The organism is Streptomyces gottesmaniae (assembly GCF_031845845.1).
Lineage (GTDB): Bacteria > Actinomycetota > Actinomycetes > Streptomycetales > Streptomycetaceae > Streptomyces > Streptomyces akebiae.
Genome location: NZ_JAVRFJ010000010.1, coordinates 167,052 through 183,453, shown reverse-complemented (window position 1 = coordinate 183,453; position 16,402 = coordinate 167,052). Strand labels below are relative to the sequence as shown.

20 protein-coding genes are annotated in these 16,402 nt (G+C 70.2%); 1 reads left to right on the top strand and 19 read right to left on the bottom strand.

Annotation, left to right across the window (positions count from 1 at the left end; all coding sequences use genetic code 11):
- Positions 1-42 precede the first annotated feature (42 nt).
- The 12 genes from RM704_RS14205 to RM704_RS14150 form a co-directional block, all read right to left on the bottom strand.
- Complete coding sequence (locus RM704_RS14205; protein WP_311590592.1) at positions 43-801, bottom strand: SPDY domain-containing protein; 759 nt, start codon at positions 799-801, stop codon at positions 43-45.
- A complete protein-coding gene (locus RM704_RS14200) occupies positions 798-1,406 on the bottom strand; it encodes a hypothetical protein (protein ID WP_311590591.1) in 609 nt (202 codons plus the stop codon). The genes RM704_RS14205 and RM704_RS14200 overlap by 4 nt, the downstream gene beginning before the upstream one ends.
- Before the next feature lie 63 nt (positions 1,407-1,469).
- Entirely contained in the window at positions 1,470-2,288 is an 819-nt protein-coding gene (locus tag RM704_RS14195; protein ID WP_052146403.1) for an SPDY domain-containing protein, read from the bottom strand.
- The gene (locus RM704_RS14190; protein ID WP_033530952.1) at positions 2,285-2,638 is read right to left on the bottom strand and encodes a hypothetical protein; all 354 of its coding nucleotides are present in this window, start codon (positions 2,636-2,638) and stop codon (positions 2,285-2,287) included. The genes RM704_RS14195 and RM704_RS14190 overlap by 4 nt, the downstream gene beginning before the upstream one ends.
- A 138-nt stretch (positions 2,639-2,776) precedes the next feature.
- Complete coding sequence (locus tag RM704_RS14185; RefSeq protein WP_157856791.1) at positions 2,777-2,944, bottom strand: hypothetical protein; 168 nt, start codon at positions 2,942-2,944, stop codon at positions 2,777-2,779.
- Positions 2,945-3,020: 76 nt separating this feature from the next.
- Positions 3,021-3,827 carry an SPDY domain-containing protein gene (locus RM704_RS14180; protein WP_033530954.1) on the bottom strand — a complete coding sequence of 269 codons (807 nt, stop codon included), beginning with the start codon at positions 3,825-3,827 and terminating at the stop codon, positions 3,021-3,023.
- Complete coding sequence (locus RM704_RS14175) at positions 3,824-4,216, bottom strand: hypothetical protein (protein ID WP_033530955.1); 393 nt, start codon at positions 4,214-4,216, stop codon at positions 3,824-3,826. The genes RM704_RS14180 and RM704_RS14175 overlap by 4 nt, the downstream gene beginning before the upstream one ends.
- Before the next feature lie 306 nt (positions 4,217-4,522).
- On the bottom strand, positions 4,523-5,977 hold the full coding sequence (locus RM704_RS14170; RefSeq protein WP_311590588.1) for a hypothetical protein: 1,455 nt from the start codon (positions 5,975-5,977) through the stop codon (positions 4,523-4,525).
- A gap of 44 nt (positions 5,978-6,021) precedes the next feature.
- Positions 6,022-6,780: a hypothetical protein gene (locus RM704_RS14165; protein ID WP_033530957.1), complete on the bottom strand. Its 759-nt coding sequence runs from the start codon at positions 6,778-6,780 to the stop codon at positions 6,022-6,024.
- Positions 6,781-6,810: 30 nt separating this feature from the next.
- On the bottom strand, positions 6,811-7,122 hold the full coding sequence (locus RM704_RS14160) for a hypothetical protein (RefSeq protein WP_311590587.1): 312 nt from the start codon (positions 7,120-7,122) through the stop codon (positions 6,811-6,813).
- Between the two features lie 92 nt (positions 7,123-7,214).
- The gene (locus tag RM704_RS14155; protein WP_033530958.1) at positions 7,215-7,637 is read right to left on the bottom strand and encodes a hypothetical protein; all 423 of its coding nucleotides are present in this window, start codon (positions 7,635-7,637) and stop codon (positions 7,215-7,217) included.
- Positions 7,638-7,746: 109 nt separating this feature from the next.
- Positions 7,747-8,133, bottom strand: a complete 387-nt coding sequence (locus tag RM704_RS14150; protein WP_311590586.1) for a hypothetical protein — start codon at positions 8,131-8,133, stop codon at positions 7,747-7,749.
- 189 nt (positions 8,134-8,322) lie between these two features.
- On the opposite strand from RM704_RS14150, the gene RM704_RS14145 reads away from it, so the two are divergent.
- Positions 8,323-9,156: an LLM class flavin-dependent oxidoreductase gene (locus tag RM704_RS14145; RefSeq protein WP_033530959.1), complete on the top strand. Its 834-nt coding sequence runs from the start codon at positions 8,323-8,325 to the stop codon at positions 9,154-9,156.
- A gap of 14 nt (positions 9,157-9,170) precedes the next feature.
- Here the strand turns inward: RM704_RS14145 and RM704_RS14140 are convergent, their stop codons facing one another.
- The 7 genes from RM704_RS14140 to RM704_RS14110 all read right to left on the bottom strand — a co-directional run bounded on the left by RM704_RS14140 (position 9,171) and on the right by RM704_RS14110 (position 16,379).
- Positions 9,171-11,600: a tyrosine-type recombinase/integrase gene (locus tag RM704_RS14140; protein WP_033530960.1), complete on the bottom strand. Its 2,430-nt coding sequence runs from the start codon at positions 11,598-11,600 to the stop codon at positions 9,171-9,173.
- Positions 11,593-12,789, bottom strand: coding sequence for a tyrosine-type recombinase/integrase (locus tag RM704_RS14135; protein WP_052146404.1), 1,197 nt, complete (start codon positions 12,787-12,789; stop codon positions 11,593-11,595). Before RM704_RS14135 ends, RM704_RS14140 begins: the two co-directional genes overlap by 8 nt.
- Before the next feature lie 414 nt (positions 12,790-13,203).
- A complete protein-coding gene (locus RM704_RS14130) occupies positions 13,204-13,662 on the bottom strand; it encodes a hypothetical protein (RefSeq protein WP_157856792.1) in 459 nt (152 codons plus the stop codon).
- Positions 13,663-13,965: 303 nt separating this feature from the next.
- Entirely contained in the window at positions 13,966-14,316 is a 351-nt protein-coding gene (locus tag RM704_RS14125; RefSeq protein ID WP_033530963.1) for a hypothetical protein, read from the bottom strand.
- On the bottom strand, positions 14,313-14,714 hold the full coding sequence (locus RM704_RS14120) for a hypothetical protein (RefSeq protein WP_052146405.1): 402 nt from the start codon (positions 14,712-14,714) through the stop codon (positions 14,313-14,315). Before RM704_RS14120 ends, RM704_RS14125 begins: the two co-directional genes overlap by 4 nt.
- 316 nt (positions 14,715-15,030) lie before the next feature.
- Positions 15,031-15,567, bottom strand: coding sequence for a hypothetical protein (locus RM704_RS14115; RefSeq protein WP_311590585.1), 537 nt, complete (start codon positions 15,565-15,567; stop codon positions 15,031-15,033).
- A gap of 23 nt (positions 15,568-15,590) precedes the next feature.
- A complete protein-coding gene (locus RM704_RS14110) occupies positions 15,591-16,379 on the bottom strand; it encodes a hypothetical protein (protein ID WP_033530965.1) in 789 nt (262 codons plus the stop codon).
- Between the last annotated feature and the right edge of the window lie 23 nt (positions 16,380-16,402).

Sequence of the window (16,402 nt, the reverse complement as noted above, 5' to 3'; positions counted from 1 at the left end):
TTCCAGGTACGTGGGTGGGGAGCGCGACGCGGGCGGGGCCGGTCAGCGGGTGCGGCGCGGCGAAGGGCTGTGTGGTGGGGGTGGGGCAGTGGTCGCTGGGCGGTGCCGGGCGGCGAGGGCGCTGACGCGTCGCTCCAGGGCGAAGGCGATGTCCGGCGCGGGGAGGTGATGGGTGTGCACGGTCATGCGGTCGCGGGCCAGGCCCGGGATCCGGCTCGGATCGCGGGGGATGGGGGTGCGGTCGGCGAGCGACTGCGTCACGGCGGCGATCAGGTGCAGCGGGGTGGTGCCGGTGAACACGGCACGCCAGATCGTCGGGTCCTGGATCACCGCGGTCTCGATGCTCCACAGATCCCGACCGGGGGCGCCGATCCGCCAGACGTGCGCGATGTTGTCGGGGGAGGCGAGGCTGCCGAGGTGGGGCGGCGTGTGCCAGCCTGCGTCCCGCAGCGGGGCGCAGGGATCGGGCGCTGCGGTGGGCGGGCCGGATGGATCGGTCAGGGCGTCGGTGAAGGCGGCGATGATCTCGACGGGGGTGCGGGCTTCGAAGGTGGCCGCCCAGCCGGGGTGATTCGAGGTACGCGCCTGCCGGATGGTCCACCAGCCCGGATCGTCCAGGTCGGGGCCCAGACGCAGCTGGATGAGCTGGTCCGGGCTGGTGAGCAGGACGCGCGGCATCAGCGGGTCGTGTCCGTAGCTCCAGCCGGCGGCGCGATGCAGCGGCACGGTGATCCACCCCGGGTCTCCGCCGCCCGCGAGATAGCGCGGGGTGATGAGCGCCTGCTCGACGGTGTCGCTCACGCGCACCACCGCCGGGCCGCAGACGATGCTGCGGCGGCCTTGGGCACGGGCGGCGCCGTGACCAGTGCGGGCGCGGAAGCCTTCGGTTGCTTCTGCGCCAGCGCGTTGATGGCGAAGAGCGCCTGGCCGTGGATCGCCCACTGGTCGAGGTAGTGCCAGGCTTCCGCGTAGCTTTCGGCGAGCGGTTCATCGAACGCCTCGGTCCCGGGCCGGGCACTCGCGGGTAGTGCGCGGCGCACGGCGCGCCAGTCGTCGTGGACGGCGTGCAGCCCCGTGGCGCTGTCGCGTAGTTCTCGCACCTGCCAGGCGTAGCGCCGGGTCCGGGCGGAGGCGGGCAGCTGGGCGAGGTGCTGTTGGGCGACGTGGACCAGTTCGTCGGCGTGGTCATATACCCGGCCGAAGGAGACCCAAGTGTCGGAGTCGCGCTGGCGCTGGCGCAGGCCGTAGGTGTCCTCGTCGTAGGGCTGGTGCGTGTCGGGGTCGGAGTGCTGGTCGGAGTAGGCGTCCCAGGCGGCGAGGATCTGCCTGCTTTCCCGCAGGTAGATGGCGAGTTGGCTCAGATAGAGGCGGTGTGTCGGGCTCGCCGGTTCGAGTGGAATGGTCAAGAGGGGCCTTTGGGCATGCAGTTCTAATGGGGGTGCGGCGCGGGCGGGGCCGCGCCGCGTGGTTCAGCGGCCCCGGGTCACAGCAGTGGCCGTCTCTGTGGCGGGTGCCGGCGCGGGGTGCGTGGTCGGCGCACTGCTGCGGCGGGCCTTGCGGGCGATGGCCCGGATGGCTTTCAAGCGCGCGTCGTGGGCGGCGGCCAGTTGCTCGCCCTGGGCGCCGCGTTCGACCTGAGTGACCAGGTGGGAGTGCGGGACGTCGTAGTGGCCGCGCGGCACGGGCGCGGGGTCGGTGAGGGCGGTGGCGAAGGCGGCGAGCAGGTGGCGGGGCGTGCGGTCGTCGAAGTACGCGTGCCACAGCCGCTGGTGGCCGCCGAGACCGGTGGGGAACGCGACTTCGGCGCTCCAGCTGAAGTAGTCGCTCGTCAGCGTTGCCCGCCGCTCCATTGTGGTGATGCCGTCCGGATGGCGCGCACTCTCATTGCCCCGCTCGTCGCGCTCGTAGGCCCAGCCCGCTGCTTGCAGCGTCGGCCACACGTCCGGCTCCGCGACCGGCGCGGGGAGCAGGAGGGCGTCGGTGAACCCGGCGATGATCTCGGCGGGCATGTTGCCGCCGAACGACGCGTGCCAGCGCTGTGAGGAGATCCGCCACCAGGCGGAGTACGTGTCCGCAGCGGGCTCGAGCACGAGCGTGTGCCGGAAGTCGGGGCTGGCCAGGACGACATGGGGATAGTCAGGGTCGGCGTAGTTCTTCCAGCCACCGGCCCGCAGCGCCTGGGTGACATGGCGCGGGTCGCCTGGCCCGGCGAGATGACCGGGACTGGTGTCGAACCAGATACGAGACCAGGCGTCGTCGGCCTTGCTGAAGATGTAGGGGCGGGTCACGGCGTCGTCGGCGGACCTGCCGACGCGAACGCGTGGCCGCTCAGGCGCTGCATGTCCCAGTGCAGGATGTGCCAGTCCGTGGCCTCCTGGGCGGCGTCCCGGAGCCCGTCGATGATCAGGCGGATCTCGTCGGTCTTGGGGATGGCGGCCTGGTGGGAGACGAGGCGCGCGGCGCTGCGCAGGACGTCGCCGAGCAGGATGGGGACGCCGGTGTCCTCGTCGAGGAGGCGAGCAAGCAGCGGCAGTACGTCGGATACTGGCGGGTTGGTGCGCAGGTAGTCCTTGAGCTGGGTCAGGGTTGCTGTCGCATGCGCGATCTGGTCGGAGCTGGAGAGCGAGAGGTTGGGCATCAACGTCCTTGCGTGAAACGAGTGGTGAGGTGGTTGGGCCGGGTCGCTGCCTGACTGGCGGCGCTTCTTCGATGTGCCGGCCCCGAAGACGAGGATCGGCCGGCCGGGGACGACTGAGGCGGCATGGTGCGCGGGGCATCATCGAGGCGCTGCCGGTGCATCAGCTGGAGCTGCTCCGGCGAGACGCTGCTCCAGGGTGAGATGGCGTTGCTGGTCGAGGCTCGCCAACAGGACGTGGGGATACCCGGGCACCGAGCGGTTGCTCCAGGCGGCGGCGAGCAGGTATTCGGTCAGGTGCCGTGGCATGACCTCGTCCAGCCACCGGGTGTGGTGGACCTGGTGATGGTGGGACCGTTGACGCGGGAGCAGAAGCGTTTGTGACTCACCGGGCCCGGCCCGCCTGCCCGGTGTACGGGCGGGCGCCGGGAGGGGTGCGGGCCCGGTTGGTGGCGAAGGAATTGCAGGCCCATGTGGCCGCTCTGGCGGCGGTGATCCGCGCCTGTTGCCAGGCGCTGAGCTGGGACGGCAGGACGGACACGGAGGTGGTGCGGATCCGCTGGGAGGGCGGAACGTGGCCGAGCGGCCGCAGCACGGGCTGAGGTTCCGACAGCGCCGTGCTGAATGCTTGCACCAGATGCATCGGCGTGGTCGGCGTGAACATCGCCTCCCACACACGGCCGTGTTCGTTGCGAGCACCGGCCCACCAGTGTGCCTGGCCGGGGCCGGACTGGTGGAAGCGGACGAAGGCATCGCCGTCCGGGCTGCGGGCGGTGAAGTGCTGGCCTCGCTCGGTCTCCCAGCCCTGTTGCTGCACGGATTCCCACACGTCGGGGGCGTGCGCCTTGCGTTCGGTGAACAGGGCGTCGGTGATACCGGCGACGATTTCGACGGGCGTCTGTCGGCCGAAGGTGGCGTGCCATGCCTCCTGGTGCGCGGTCTGCTTCCCGCTGATGGTCCAGCCGCCGGGCTGGGTGAACGGGTCGTATCCGATGCGCACGGACTTGTCCGGGCTGTCGAAGACGATGGGGCCGCCGCTCTTGGACTTGTCCTTCCACCCGGAGGCGCGCAGGTACTCGGTGACGTGGCGCAGGTCGCCGCCGCCGGCGAGATAGCGGGGCTCGACGAGGTAGTGCTGCTGGGCCTGCTGACCGGCGGCGCCCCAGCCGGACCACTGCTTGTTCTGTCTCACCGGTGCCGCCTGACGACCATCGCCGATCCGGCGGGCCGCGCAGCCGGGCTGGTGGACGGGGTGGCGGGCGTGGCGAGCTGCTTGATCGTGCCGGTGTGCTCGTTGAGATCCTCGCCCACGCTGTCGAGTTCGTTGGCCGCGCGGCCCAGGGCCAGCCACACCTCGGGGTGCAGGATGCCGCGCTGGGAGTGGTCCTGGGCGAAGCGCGATCCGGTGGCGACCAGTTCGGTGACTCGTCCGAGCAGGCCCTCGTCGTAGTCGAGGACCTTGCCGAGAATCTGGGCGGCCTCGTGCGGCGGAGCATGGCCCAAGAGCTGTGTCAGTAGGCCGAGTTGGCCTGCGATGTCGTCAGCGAGCCGTACGGAGTAAAAGGGCGGGGTATTGGTCATGGGCCTCCTGAACGGGCAAGGTCGGGCGGCTAGTTGTGGTGGCGGGTGCGGTGGCTGTCGACGAGAAGGAACATGTCCCGGCGGCGGGCTTCGTCGAGGGCCGCTTCGGGGTGCCCGCCGGCCAGCAGGTTGGTCCGTGTGCGGCTGCCGGCGGTGACGCCACGCAGGTAGCGGCGGAAGAGGGCGGTGACCAGGCGCGGCTTGCGGTCGGCTGTGATGGGCGGTGGGGTGCGGTCGGTTTCGCGGGTGACAGGTACTCCAGGTGAGGGCTGGGCCGACCCCGTGCCGGGGCGGCGCGGTGGGTGGTCAGCGCGTGCGGCGAGGGCGCGACGCGCTCGGGGCAGGCGCTGCGGGCGCGGATGACGGCCGGTGTGCTGGGGATGCGGCGAGGGCGGCGCGGTAGGCGGTGCCGCCGAAGAGGCCCGCATCGATGGAGACCTGGAAGCCGTGGCGGGTCAGCAGCCACGCAGCCCGATCGGCCATGTCCTTCATGGCGATCTCGTCCATCTGGTCGGGGACTTGATGCCAGATCTCGCCCTCGCCGCCGTGGCGTTCGAGCCCGAGGCCGTCGAGCAGGACGAGCAGCTGCTCCGGGGCGCTGGTGCGGCTATCGACGTAGATCGTTCCGTCGCGGTGATAGAACTCAACGTCGACCTCGTGCTCGTCCGCCAGGCTCACGAGCGGGACTCCTTTCGATCGAGGCTCACCGCCGACGAGGTGTCGCCGGACTGCCGTGGGCCCGATGACGGAGGCGGTCGCGGTGCGCGGCGTGGTTGCGGCGCCGGGCTGGTGGCGCACTGCCTCTGCGGCCTCTTGATAGGCGGCGGCGTCCCAGACGGCGTTGGTGATGTTGACCAGGTATCCGGCCACGAGCAGCGAGGGAACGGCGCTGGTGGTGAGCCTCTTCTTCTCGGCCTCGGTGAGGCGGTCGGGGACCTCGTGCCAGACATAGACGGGCCAGGCCGTTGCCGTCGTCTTGCGTTCGAAGCCAAGGCTGTCGAGCAGGGCCAGGAGTTCCTCGGGCGCATCGGTGGGGGTGTCGGCGTGGACCGTGTCGGTCAGCGGTCTGATGTAGATCTCGACGTCGGTGCCTTCGTCGTCGGCGCGGTTTCCCACGTACGGCATGCTCCTGTTCGGGGATCGGGTCAGCGCGCTGTCGAACGGCGGGCGCAGCCATTGGCGAGGGCGCTGTGGACACTGGGCGGTGGGTCTGTAGTGCGGGGCCGGTCCGGTCGACGTCGTTGCGGACCTGCTCGATCTGCCAGGTGAGGGTGGACAGGTTGTTGACGATGGCCCCCAGCTGCATCGCCACCTGCGGGTCACGGCCGGTGTCCTTGAGGCGCCGCACGATGCCCAGGTCGCAAGCAGCGACTGCGTAAGGCGGGGTAGCAGGCCGTCGTCGGGTGCCGCGATCTCGGTCAGGACCGCCGCGACCTGCCGGTCATCGTCGGCATCGCTGGCGAGTGAGGTGAGCTGTTCGAGGTGGCGGTGGGCGGCTTGCCGGTCGCTGCCCTGGGTGGCCAGGGTGTTGAGTGCGGGGTCGAGATGGACGCTGTACCCAGCCAGAAGCAGGGCATGGGCTGCGGCGGTGGCACCCTGACGCTGCTCCTCGACGGGCAGGGCGTGCGGCAGGCGGTGGTAGTCGCCGCGTGGGCCTGGGGCGGAACGGAAGCCGCCAGCGGTCTGCAGGAGGCCGGCCGCGCGCTGGTCGCCCCCGATGGCAACGACCAGCGCGGTCTTCGGGTCCCGGGTGATGGTCACGAAATCCAGGACGAGGAACGTCGGCTCGTCCTCGTGTGCGAGAGTCACCGGCCCCGGTGCGGAGAGGCGACCGGCGGGCTCGGAGGCGCTACCGCGGTGGTGCCCAGGGCGGGCCGGGCGGGCGGATTACGTAGGACGACGCCGACGCCCAGCTCGGACAAGCGGTGGCCGGCGGCTCGTACGGACGCGGCTTGGTGCGCGGAGTCGTCACCGGATAGGACGAAGACGTCGGTTTCCGCGTCGAGGGCGAAGCCGTAGTCGGTCAGGGCCTGGACGATGTCGTCGCGGTCGGGCTTGTCGACGACGAGGGCGTCGCCGGACCAGGTCATCACCACATGTTCCGGCTCGGCGGCCGGCGGCGTCGTGAGGCGGGCGGCGTTGGTGCGGACCTGGGCGAGGGCCTTGTCGTACCGGGGCAGCAGGTCGTAATGGATGTCCTCGGCGGCGCTGAACGGATCGGCGTCCACTGCGATTCCGTCGGGCTCGCGGACGCCACGGAACGCTTCGGCCGGTGCGTCGGTGGGGGCCATAGCGGCGATCAGGTAGCCCTCGCCGTGCCCGAGCCGGTCCGCGACGAACAGTCGGCTGCCGTCGTCGCGGGTCAGCACGGCGCAGTGGTCCACGGTGTGCTTGGCCAGGGTGTCGGCGACATCGTTCATGTCCCACACGTGGTCGGTGAGGGCGTCGTGGTCGTTGTTGCCGCCGCGGTCCGGGTGGTACGTGCTGGTCCAGGCGCCGGGCAGTTCGCCGGCGAGGACGGCAGCGAACGAGCCGAGACCGGTGTCGGGGGTGGGGTCGTGCATGGTCTCCTCGAAGGGAATAGGGGGCGGGGGTCAGCGCCGCCGATGTGCCGGGGCTGCTGCGGTGGGTGCGGCGGCGGGGCTGGTGGTCAGGCGCGGCGGGGGTGCAGGACAGGCACAGATGGCGGAGCGGCACCGGAAGTCGTAGCGCAGGGTGCTCAGGTAGAGGTGCCGGTATGTCCGCCAGATGACCGGGCCGGGGCCGGGGTCGGTGACGTGCTCGGGGTCGAGAAGTACCAGCGCACTGTTCCCGGCGGCGCGGGCCTGCCAGGCGACGTCAGCGCACACCTCGGCTGACTCCTGCCAAGTCGCGTCCAGATCACGCAGGGCCTCGGCCAGGCGCATTGGCCACTGGGTACCGGCAACCGTCTCGATAGCGATCGAAGCCGCGCGGGCTAGGTGTTTGATCACGAGCGTTGTTAACGCTGGGCTGGGGGTCATCGCCCGCCTCGGGCGTCGGCGACGTGCACCACCTGATTGAGGTGGTTGACCGAGTACCAGCCGCAGTCGACGTCCTGTTCGGCGCCGGCCAGGCGTGGGACGAGGTAAGTACGCAGCGCCTGCTGGTAGATGAGGCAGTCCGGGCAGCGGCTGGAGAGATGGACGAGGTAGCGCGGGTGAGCGGTGAGGTACGTGTGCTCGCCGCCGGCCGGGTCGTACAGCCGCCACCCGTCCTCGTCGGTCGGCGTGTGCCACGAGGGCGTGACGACCTTGTAGGCGTCTCCCCACAGCTCACTGCCGGAGGTGCCCTTGAGGATGACGACCTGGTCGCCGGGCCGGAAGTGCTGGTGGGTGATGTCCCGTTCGGGGGTGACGACGTCACCTGGGGCATGCGGCTGGCGGAAAACGGCGTCGGGCACAGCAGGGGTTCCTTCCACAATCACGCGCAGGGGAGGCGGTGGGAGGAACAAGGATCCGGACGATCCCCGGGTTCGGTAACCGGTGATCGTCGGGTATAAGACCCTGCGTCTACCGGAACGGATTCTCGGTTCCGGTGTCGTCGCTGGTGGCCGCGTCCAGGAGTTCGGGCAGGTCAGTGCCCTCTGCGTCACGCTGATCGATCCACCACCCAACGCGGGTGACGGTGCGGATCGTGTCCTCCAGAACAGCCCAGTCGGCCTCGTCCCAGCTGCCCTCGGTCACCAGCGCGCTGTACGCAGTCGTGACGAGCTGGTGGCGGGAGCGCTCACCCCAGGCGAGAGCCTTCTCGGGTCCTTCGAGCGGCGGCATGTCGAACCTCTCGGCCCACTCGCTGGCGGCCTGCTGTTCCTCCGCGCGCCTGGCGGCCAGCCACTCCTCCTTGCCGGCGCCGTCCTCGTCGCGGGCGGCCTTCCAGCAGTCGGTGCTTATCTGCACTTCACTCGGATGGGCGGGTAGGGGTGTGCGGCGCAGTGCATGCTCCGTTGTTGAGGCGGCACCGTCACGCCGGTCTCGCTGACCGGTGACCCAATTCACACGCCGTGAAATGGGCCCGCCAGACTGAACGGGGTGGATGGACATCTGATCCGCCCTGGTCCCAGTACTCGGCTCTGGAGAAGGCCCCTCGTGAACGAGAACTTGCGCTTTGGCATTTACCTTCCGCCGTTCGGCCCGTTCGGCGACCCCAACGTCCTTGTCGAACTGGCGGTGCGAGCGGAGGCTGCTGGGTGGGACGGTGTGTTTCTGTGGGATCACGTGGTCACCGATGCGATGCCGATTGCTGATCCCTGGACCACGTTGGCCGCGATCGCGCAGGCCACGGAGAATCTGCTGCTTGGCCCGACCGTCACGCCGCTGGCCCGGCGTCGGCCCTGGATGGTCGCCCGGCACGCGTCCACGGTCAGCAGGCTCTCCCAGGGACGGCTTGTCGTCGGCACCGGAGTGGGGGTCGACGAGTCCGGTGATTTCAGCAGCTTTGGGGAGCCCGCTGAACTGGCGACCCGCTCGTCGATGCTGACCGAGGGGCTTGAATTGATGCGGGCGATGTGGGCCGGCAAGGCCATCCAGCACAGCGGCTCGCATTATCAGGTGCACTTGGCGGCCACGGAGCCGGAGCCGCACCGCATTCCGGTCTGGATGGCCAGTTCCAGCAACAACCCGCGGGTGATCAGCCGTGCCGCCAGCTGCGACGGGATCTTCCCCAACCCGGAAGACCACGAGCTGATCCCCGAGGAAGTCGCTGGCATCCGCCAGGAGTTGCAGCGCTCCGGGCTGCCGGCCGACCGGCCGTTCGACATCGCCGTGCGCGGCAACGCAAGTCCCGCATGGCAGGAAGACAAGAACGTTGATCTCACGGGACTCGCCCAGGCTGGCATGACCTGGTGGCTGGAGTCGCTGATCCACTTCGACCCGCTGGAGTTGTCGATGGCGGTCGTCGACGCCGGACCGCCTCGCGTGTGATCGCATCGATGTGGTCATGAGGCTCCTGCGGTGCGTGGGGTGGGGATCCCGAGGTCGACGGTGGGGCGTTGGGTTCGGCGTTGAGTGTCGTCGCGCTTGGCGCGGAGGAGCTGGAGGGTGAGGTCGAGTCCTTCGAGCTCACCGGCCCAGCCCTCGGCTTGGGCGCGGGCTCTGCGGGTGATGAGGTCGGCTTCCAGGTCGTCAAGCCGGCTGATCATCTTCGGGCTGACCTGGAGCATCGGACACCGGATGCACGCGTGCTCATGCTGGCAGGGGGTGCCGTAAGGGCGTCCGCATGCGCCGAGTTCGACCTTGCGCTTGTCGAAGTGCTCTTCGAACTCGTCCCACTCGTCGCTGGTGACGTCGCGGTATTCGTCGTCGGGGCGGAGCTGGCGACGTTCGTTGAGATGGGCGAGGTAATGGCGGATGACGTCTTCGTCGAACACGGCGACGTAACCGCGGGTGGTCTGGATGTTGAGGTGGCCGAGCAGCATGGCGCCGATGTGGATGGGCAGTCCGCTGTTGACGAGTTCGGTGGTGAAGATGCGGCGGAAGTCGTGCGGGGTGAACTTGACCGAGCGGAACGCGGGATGGCGTTCGGCGAGGTCCGTGCAGCGTCGTGCGAGCATGTTGATGACGGTCACGGGACTGATCACGCTGCGGGTGGACCCGATCTTGCGCTGGAACAGGAACGGCATCGGCGGGCTCCAGACCTTGTCGTGAGGGTCGAAGCGCCGCAGGACCGGGACCGGGCTGCCGTCGCGGGTGTGGCGTCGGATGACGGACGCGATGACGTGGAACAGTTCGGCGGACATCGGGATGACGCGCTCGCGGTCGGTCTTGGACGGGCTGATGACCAGGAGGGCGACCATCTCGCCGTTGTTGCGCTGGTAGTGGCGGATGCTGAGGTGACTGACCTCGCACATCTCCTCGATGCGGGCGCCTGAGTGACGCAGGGTTTCGACCGTGGCCCAGTCCCAGAAGGCTGTCTCTTCCTCTGCTTCGATGTGCACCAGCTGCCCGGTGTCGTCCCGGACGCGGACGGGTGTGCGGTGGCCGCCGCGGGCGAGTGTGCGGTCTTCCTCGGTCAGGACGCGGCGGTAGGTGCGGCCTCCGTGGGCGAAGGGCGTGTCGGTGGCGGCTGTTGAGGCGTGTTCCAGGAGGGTGCGGGTGTGGTCGTAGCGCTCCTCGACGTGTCGGACGAGGAGCGGTAGGAGTGGTTGGCGCAGACGGGTTCGGTCGGCGGACCGCTCGTTGATCCGGCGGCGGCGCTTGGCCAGTCCGCGTAGTTCGCTGGGCGGGACAGGGCATGAGGCGACCCAGGGAGCCCAGCGTTCGGGTTCGTCGGCGGCCCAGGTGTGCAGGTCGTAGTAGAAGCTGCGGACGGCGATGACGATGGTGTCGACACCGATACGGGGCTTGCCGTCGTGGCGGACGCCGATCTGCCGGCGCCAGGCGCTGTAGAGGTCGGCCGGAATGTGCAGATCGGCTTGCCCGGGGTTGATCTCTTCGATGCGGGCCCAGAAGTGGTGGGCGACGTGGCGGACGAGGTGGACCAGGGAGGCGTAGTCGGTGTCGGACTTGCGGCGGTGGAAGTAGTCGAGCAGGAGCCGGCGGACGCTCTGGTTGCGGATGGTGTGGCGGTCGACGAGTTCCTCGAGCGTGAGCTGGCCGCGGTGCAGGGCCTGACGCAGGGTGGCGGGTGTGCTGGGTGCGAAGTGGCCCATGGCGTGCAGGACGTTCCAGGCAGCATGCCCGGCGAACACGTTGGCATCCTTCTTGCCGGGCCGCAGAGCAGCCTTCGCCGTGCGTGAGGCGTGGGCGTGGTGGAGCAGGGCCGCCGGCGTGAGGTCGGCGAAGCCGATGTCCTGGACCGCGAGCAGGCAGCACACGTCGAAGAGCGCTTCGCGTTTGTGGGGCCAGGAGAAGTCATGGTGAGCGACCTGGGCGGCGTACTTCTCCAGCAGGGCGTCGTTCTGGGCAGCGATGAACTGGTCGGGGAATCCGTTGAAGTTGTGCTTCTTCATCACCAACAGCGTCGGCTGGACGACGCGGAGGCAGAACAGAGCCCTGACGCCGACGCTGTACTTCTGCCCGGTCCGGTTGGTGCCCAGGTCAGCGGCGGTGATCTCGCCGCGGCCCAGCGGGCTGGCATCCCAGCGCTGTTGCCAGGTGCTGCCCCCGAACCCGCCCAAGTAGGCCAGGACGCGCCGGGTGGAGGCCCGGTGCTGTTCGGCGGTCCGAGCGGAGGCTGCCGGCGAGGCGTCGTGCGCGAGCTGGCCGATGAGCAGCGGCGTGGCGGCGGACAGATCCCCGAAGGGGCGCGGCACGGTGGTCGCCGAGGCCGGTCGGGCCTCGATCCGGCTGGAGGCGAAGGCCGGCTCGTCGCCGGTGTGGGTGTGGCGGCGGCTGACTCCGGTGGTGGGACGGGCGAGGTCAGGCACCGAACACCGCCTCGATGTCCGCTGCGGCGTAGCCCGCGGGGTAGTGCCGGGCCGGTCGGGGCGTGGCGTAGTGCTCGGCGAGTTTGTCGAAGAGTTCCTCGATGTGGACGGCCAGATAGCGGTTGGTGGTCTGGATGTCGGCGTGCCGCATGATCGTCTGGACCTCGGGGAGCGTGAGTTTCCCGCCATTGGCCATGCGGTAGGCGGCGGTGTGCCGTAGATCGTGCAGGGACCAGTTCGTTCCCAGCAGGGTGTTCGCCCGCTGCATGACACGGCGCATGGCCCAGTAGGTCAGCGGACGGTCGGGGCCTCGGCGGGCCCTCCAGAGGGGTCCGCCATCGGCGGGTGTGCCGGCCGCGTCGAGGTAGAGGGCCAGGCGGAACAGGCCCTGCGGGGAGACCGGAACCGCTTCCCTGGCCCGGGTGCCCTTGGTGATCACATAGATCCGCTGGCCGGACCAGTCGATGTCGCCGACGGTGATGCCGAGGAGTTCCTTGGCGCGTGCACCGCTGGAGACGAAGATCTCCAGCAGTGCCCGGTCCCGGTCGCAGTTCATCGCGGTGAACAGTTCGTCCCACAGCCGGTCGGGAATCGACCGCGGCGACCGGTCGGACACGCGCTGCCGCAGCCGGGCCCGGCCCACCACCGGCGTAGGTTCCAGCGGACTGCGGTGGCCCAGCGCGCGGCGCCGCTGAGCCGAGTGCGGTACCGGGTTGACGACCGGGCCGCGGCCGTGATGGGCGTGGAACTCGTAGAACCCACTGATCACCGTCAGAGCGTGGTTGATGGTGCGCGGCGCGTACCCGGCGCACAGGGATGCCTTGCCCGTGCGGAGATTGACCGTCCCGGCCACCGGAGCATCGGCCCGGTGCCGCTGACGCTGCGGGTTGGCGGCCGAGCGCAGCCAACCCGTCAGCACCGCGACCTCCGACTCCGTCGCCCGCTCCCACCCGGTGCCCAGCAACCACAGCAGGCGGAACCACCGCAGCATCCCGTAGCCGTAGCTGCGGCAGGTCAGCGGGCTGGAATCCCCAAGCGCCAGGTCCCGCAGAAACGCGGTGACCGGCTCGACCTCGGCCCCCGTCGCATCGAGCATCGCGTACGGCGGATGTGCCCGGTTCACCTCCACCACTCGTCCAAGGCGAGGGATGGCCCCGCGGCCCTCCAGCAACTCATCGCGTACACCCATCACTTGCTCCTTGATGGCGGCCTGTTATGCCGTGACCAACGAGGCGAAGATGGTGCAGTTAACAGAGCAGTCGCGCCCCTCCAGCCAGCGGGCGAATCCGGCCCGCCGGTCGGCGGGGCGGTTGGAAAGATCATGCGAGATTTCGTGTCCACAGCTGTGGGCGATGCTCCACGTTGTTCGGACGGCCATATGAGGGTGAATCTCCTTATTGTCAGGGGTGTTTCGGTGTGTTCCGGGTGTTCGGCGCGACCTGGGCGGGGTGCTGGCACCCCGGGCAGTGGCCTCGGCAAGGCGGCAGTGGTGGACGGTCAGCGGGTCCGCCCGGTGGCGGCGGTTTCGGCGGCGTGCTGGTCGAGACGGTGGGGCGGGAGGGTTCCTGGGACGAAGCGACGGTGGCGCTGCGGACCACCGCGATCAGGGCCTCGCCGGACTCGAGCCACACCGCCATGGCCTCATCGGTGCCGCCCGGTTCGAGCCCGCGCTTCCGGCGCCGTCGCTGGACTGCGTCAGGGAGGCGAGGAGCGTCTCGAAGCGGTCGAGAACCTTCGCATCCTGCGCGGCCAGGGGCTTGGCGCCGGCGCGACGACTGCCGGGGATCAGGTAGGGCGCGTGGATGACGAAAGGCTCCAACGCGGCGTCCAGGGGCGCGGGGTACGGGTAAGGCACGGTGCCGGGCTCGACGTCGTCCCGCAACCAGTCGAGGTCTTCCTGCATTTCGCGCAGCCGCGCGAGGTTCACCAGTTGCTCGAATTCCGGCAGGAGGCGTGAGCGCACCTCTGCGGCGACTGCATGGGCGGTGGGGGCGGCGACAGCGCGTGGCCCTGCGCCGATCACGTGGAGGTGGTCAGCGGAGGGAAGCAGGGTGGCGACCACGTGCTGGCCGTCCCACGGGCGTTCGGCCAGGAGGAGTTCGGTAACTGGTGATGACCTTGGTCTGGCAGTCTCGGGCCGTGTGGTGGAGCTGGGTGAGCGCCTCGTGTGCTCGGGAGTGGTTGTCGAGGCCCAGCCGGTGGACCTTGTCCTGGTGCCGGGTGAACCCCGCCAGTTCCAGGGCGGTGGTGGCCCACCGGTGCCGCTCCCCGCTGGGAGCGCGACGATCGTGTTGCAGGCGGCGAGGTGCAGGGTGATCTCGGCGGAGGGCGTCAGGGCAGCGGGCTTTCGTTTTGGGACGCTGGGTCAGCGTCGTGGCCGCTGCGGGGTGCCGGCGGGCGAGGGCTGCGCGGTCATGGCGGTCTTCGTGCGGCGTAGCGTCGGCGGTGCGGAGACTGCGGCCGGAGTGGGGCACAGGTCAGGGTCGAGGTCGACGCTGTAGAGGGCGGCGGTGAGCATCTCCGCAGCACAGGTGGCGTGTTCGTTCTCCCAGGTGTGGCCCAGGTCGAACGGCAACCGGATCCACACGCCGCGCAGCGTGGGATAGGTGTCGAATCCGGCACGGGCCAGGACGCGCGCGGCGAAGGCATCGACCGGGCCATCGACTTCGACTTCGCCGCCCAGGCCGCGGGTGATGTGGATCGCTTCGTCGCTCATCGGCTCCGCCCCTTTGGGGCGGTCTGTGCTCGGTCGCCCACGGGCACAGCGGCGGTCTGCGGCACAAACTCAGGGAGGGTGGCTGTCGGGGCGGTGAGCCTTTGCGGGGAGCGGGTGGCCGCTGCCTGCGCGATGGGATTGCGTCGCTCCATCAGCTTGTTGCGCACGGCCGGTTGCGGTGGGCCGGCGGTGAGGGCGGGGTCGAGGGGGTAGTCGGCCTGCACCTCGTAGCCGTGTCGGCGAAGGTCGAGGACGGCCTGGCGGGTACGGCGGACCCCATCCTGCTGGGGGTGGGTGAGCCGGTACAGGCCCGGGGTCTCGGGGACCGGCTCGAACTGTTCACGGACCAGGAACCAGTCGGCCAGGTGCGCGGGGATGTTCGCGGTGGCGGCGGCCACGAAGCCGTGGTCGGGATGGGCGCCGAAGCGGAAGTGGTCAGACAGAGGCGAATCCCTTCTTTGAGCGGTCAGCGGTGCGCTGCCGCGGAGCGCGGGGCGGGCAGCGACGCGGGGCGGGCGGTGAGCAGTCGCGGGCTGGGCGCGGACAGCGCGGCCAGCCCGCCCGGTACGGCGGCGCGGGCCTGGCGCTCGAACGCTTCGCTGTCGGCGAGCCACGTTTCGATCGCGGGCAGGACGGCGAGGCCGAGCTGCCCGCGAACCTGGCTCCATGCGTGGGCCGGCAGTGTGCGGGGATGAGGGCGCTCCGGGGAGGGGATCAGCGGGAGCGGGATGGGGTTGTGGTGGTCGACGCGGTGGGTACGGCGGGCGCGGCCGGTGGTGTGCGGGTGTCGGCAGCGGCGCGCAGGTGTTTCGCGGCGCGGGCGAGGTAGATGCGGCTGTCGCCGAGGCGGTCTTCGAGCCGTTGGTGCTCGGTGGTGATCGCCCGGTCGCGGGCGGGGCCAGGGGCCTGGTGACCGAGGTCGGCGAGATGGCCGAGGTGATGAACTGCGGCGCTGAGGGCGGCGAGCGCGAGCCCGGTGGGTTCGGCGGCGCTCGCGAGCGCGAGGGTCGTGCGGCGCACCGTGGTCGTGGGCCGGACCGGGGAGCGGGCGGCGGCGCGATGGCGGAAGGCGCTCTCGCCGGCCAGGAATCCCAGCACGCGGGCCAGGTGACGGACTTCGTCGTCCAGGATCTCGCTCAGTGCCGGATCCGGGCGGACCTGGTCGGGGAGCGGAAGGTGGTCGGCAACGGTGTTGAGCCGGTCGGCCACGTCGTGCAGCAGCATCCGCTGGTCGGGATCGGACAGTGGCAACTCCTTGATGCGGGGACCGGGTTCTACCGGCGGGAAGTGGATTTCGGGGAGGAGGACACCATTGGCAGCATCTTGCTCGCGCCTGCTGATGCCGCAGTGGGAGGCGGGAGGGGAGCGGCGCGGCGGAAGTTGACCCCGATGCCCTGGAGTGTGAGCCGCTGGGCGGCGAGCTGGACCAGCAGGGCGCGCTCCTTGGGGCCGTAGGAGGCCGGCAGCACGAAGGCGAACTCATTCGGGCTGTACTGGAAGTTGCAGCCGAATAGCGTCATGCGTGCCTCTTCGGGAACCGAGTCGTACGGTGCCCCCAGCACGCCGTCCGGGTACCAGACCAGCGTGAGAGTCTGGGCGACGTCGGGCGCGGGCTGTCGGTGCGGCGGCTCGGGCTGGCCGAAGGCGTTGCGCCGGACCGCGTCCAGAGCCGCCCAGTAGCGGGGCAGCAGGCGTCGGGTGACTGCGGCGGCGGCGCGGGCCGGATCGTTGGGGACGGCGATGCCGTTCGGCTCACGTACCGGGGAAATCTGGTGGGTCTTGAAGCCCTCGGGCTCCAGTGGGGCCACCACGAACTGGTGGCGGTACAGGGGCCGGTCGGTGACGTAGAGCTGCCCTCCATCGGGGCCGTTCAGGACGGCGTCATGGCCGAGGACGTACTGGCTGACGATGTAGTCGACGTGGCCGGCGTCCCAGAGCCGTTCGATGGTGGGGAACTGGTCCTGGTAGGTGGGGTGGCGGTGGTACTCGCTCGTCCAGGTGCCGGGCAGGCGTTCGGCGAGCGCGGCGGCGAAGGCGGACAGGTCGGTGCGAGTCGGGGGCATGGGCTCCTAGGGTTCTCTGCGGC

Coding starts and splice junctions, on each gene's coding strand:
- RM704_RS14190 (WP_033530952.1), bottom strand. CDS start 2,638: ATGCCCAACCTCTCGCTCTCCAGCTCCGACCAGATCGCGCATGCGACA.
- RM704_RS14135 (WP_052146404.1), bottom strand. CDS start 12,789: ATGGGTGTACGCGATGAGTTGCTGGAGGGCCGCGGGGCCATCCCTCGC.
- RM704_RS14185 (WP_157856791.1), bottom strand. CDS start 2,944: ATGCCACGGCACCTGACCGAATACCTGCTCGCCGCCGCCTGGAGCAAC.
- RM704_RS14110 (WP_033530965.1), bottom strand. CDS start 16,379: ATGCCCCCGACTCGCACCGACCTGTCCGCCTTCGCCGCCGCGCTCGCC.
- RM704_RS14160 (WP_311590587.1), bottom strand. CDS start 7,122: ATGCGCCTGGCCGAGGCCCTGCGTGATCTGGACGCGACTTGGCAGGAG.
- RM704_RS14175 (WP_033530955.1), bottom strand. CDS start 4,216: ATGACCAATACCCCGCCCTTTTACTCCGTACGGCTCGCTGACGACATC.
- RM704_RS14125 (WP_033530963.1), bottom strand. CDS start 14,316: ATGAGCGACGAAGCGATCCACATCACCCGCGGCCTGGGCGGCGAAGTC.
- RM704_RS14165 (WP_033530957.1), bottom strand. CDS start 6,780: ATGCACGACCCCACCCCCGACACCGGTCTCGGCTCGTTCGCTGCCGTC.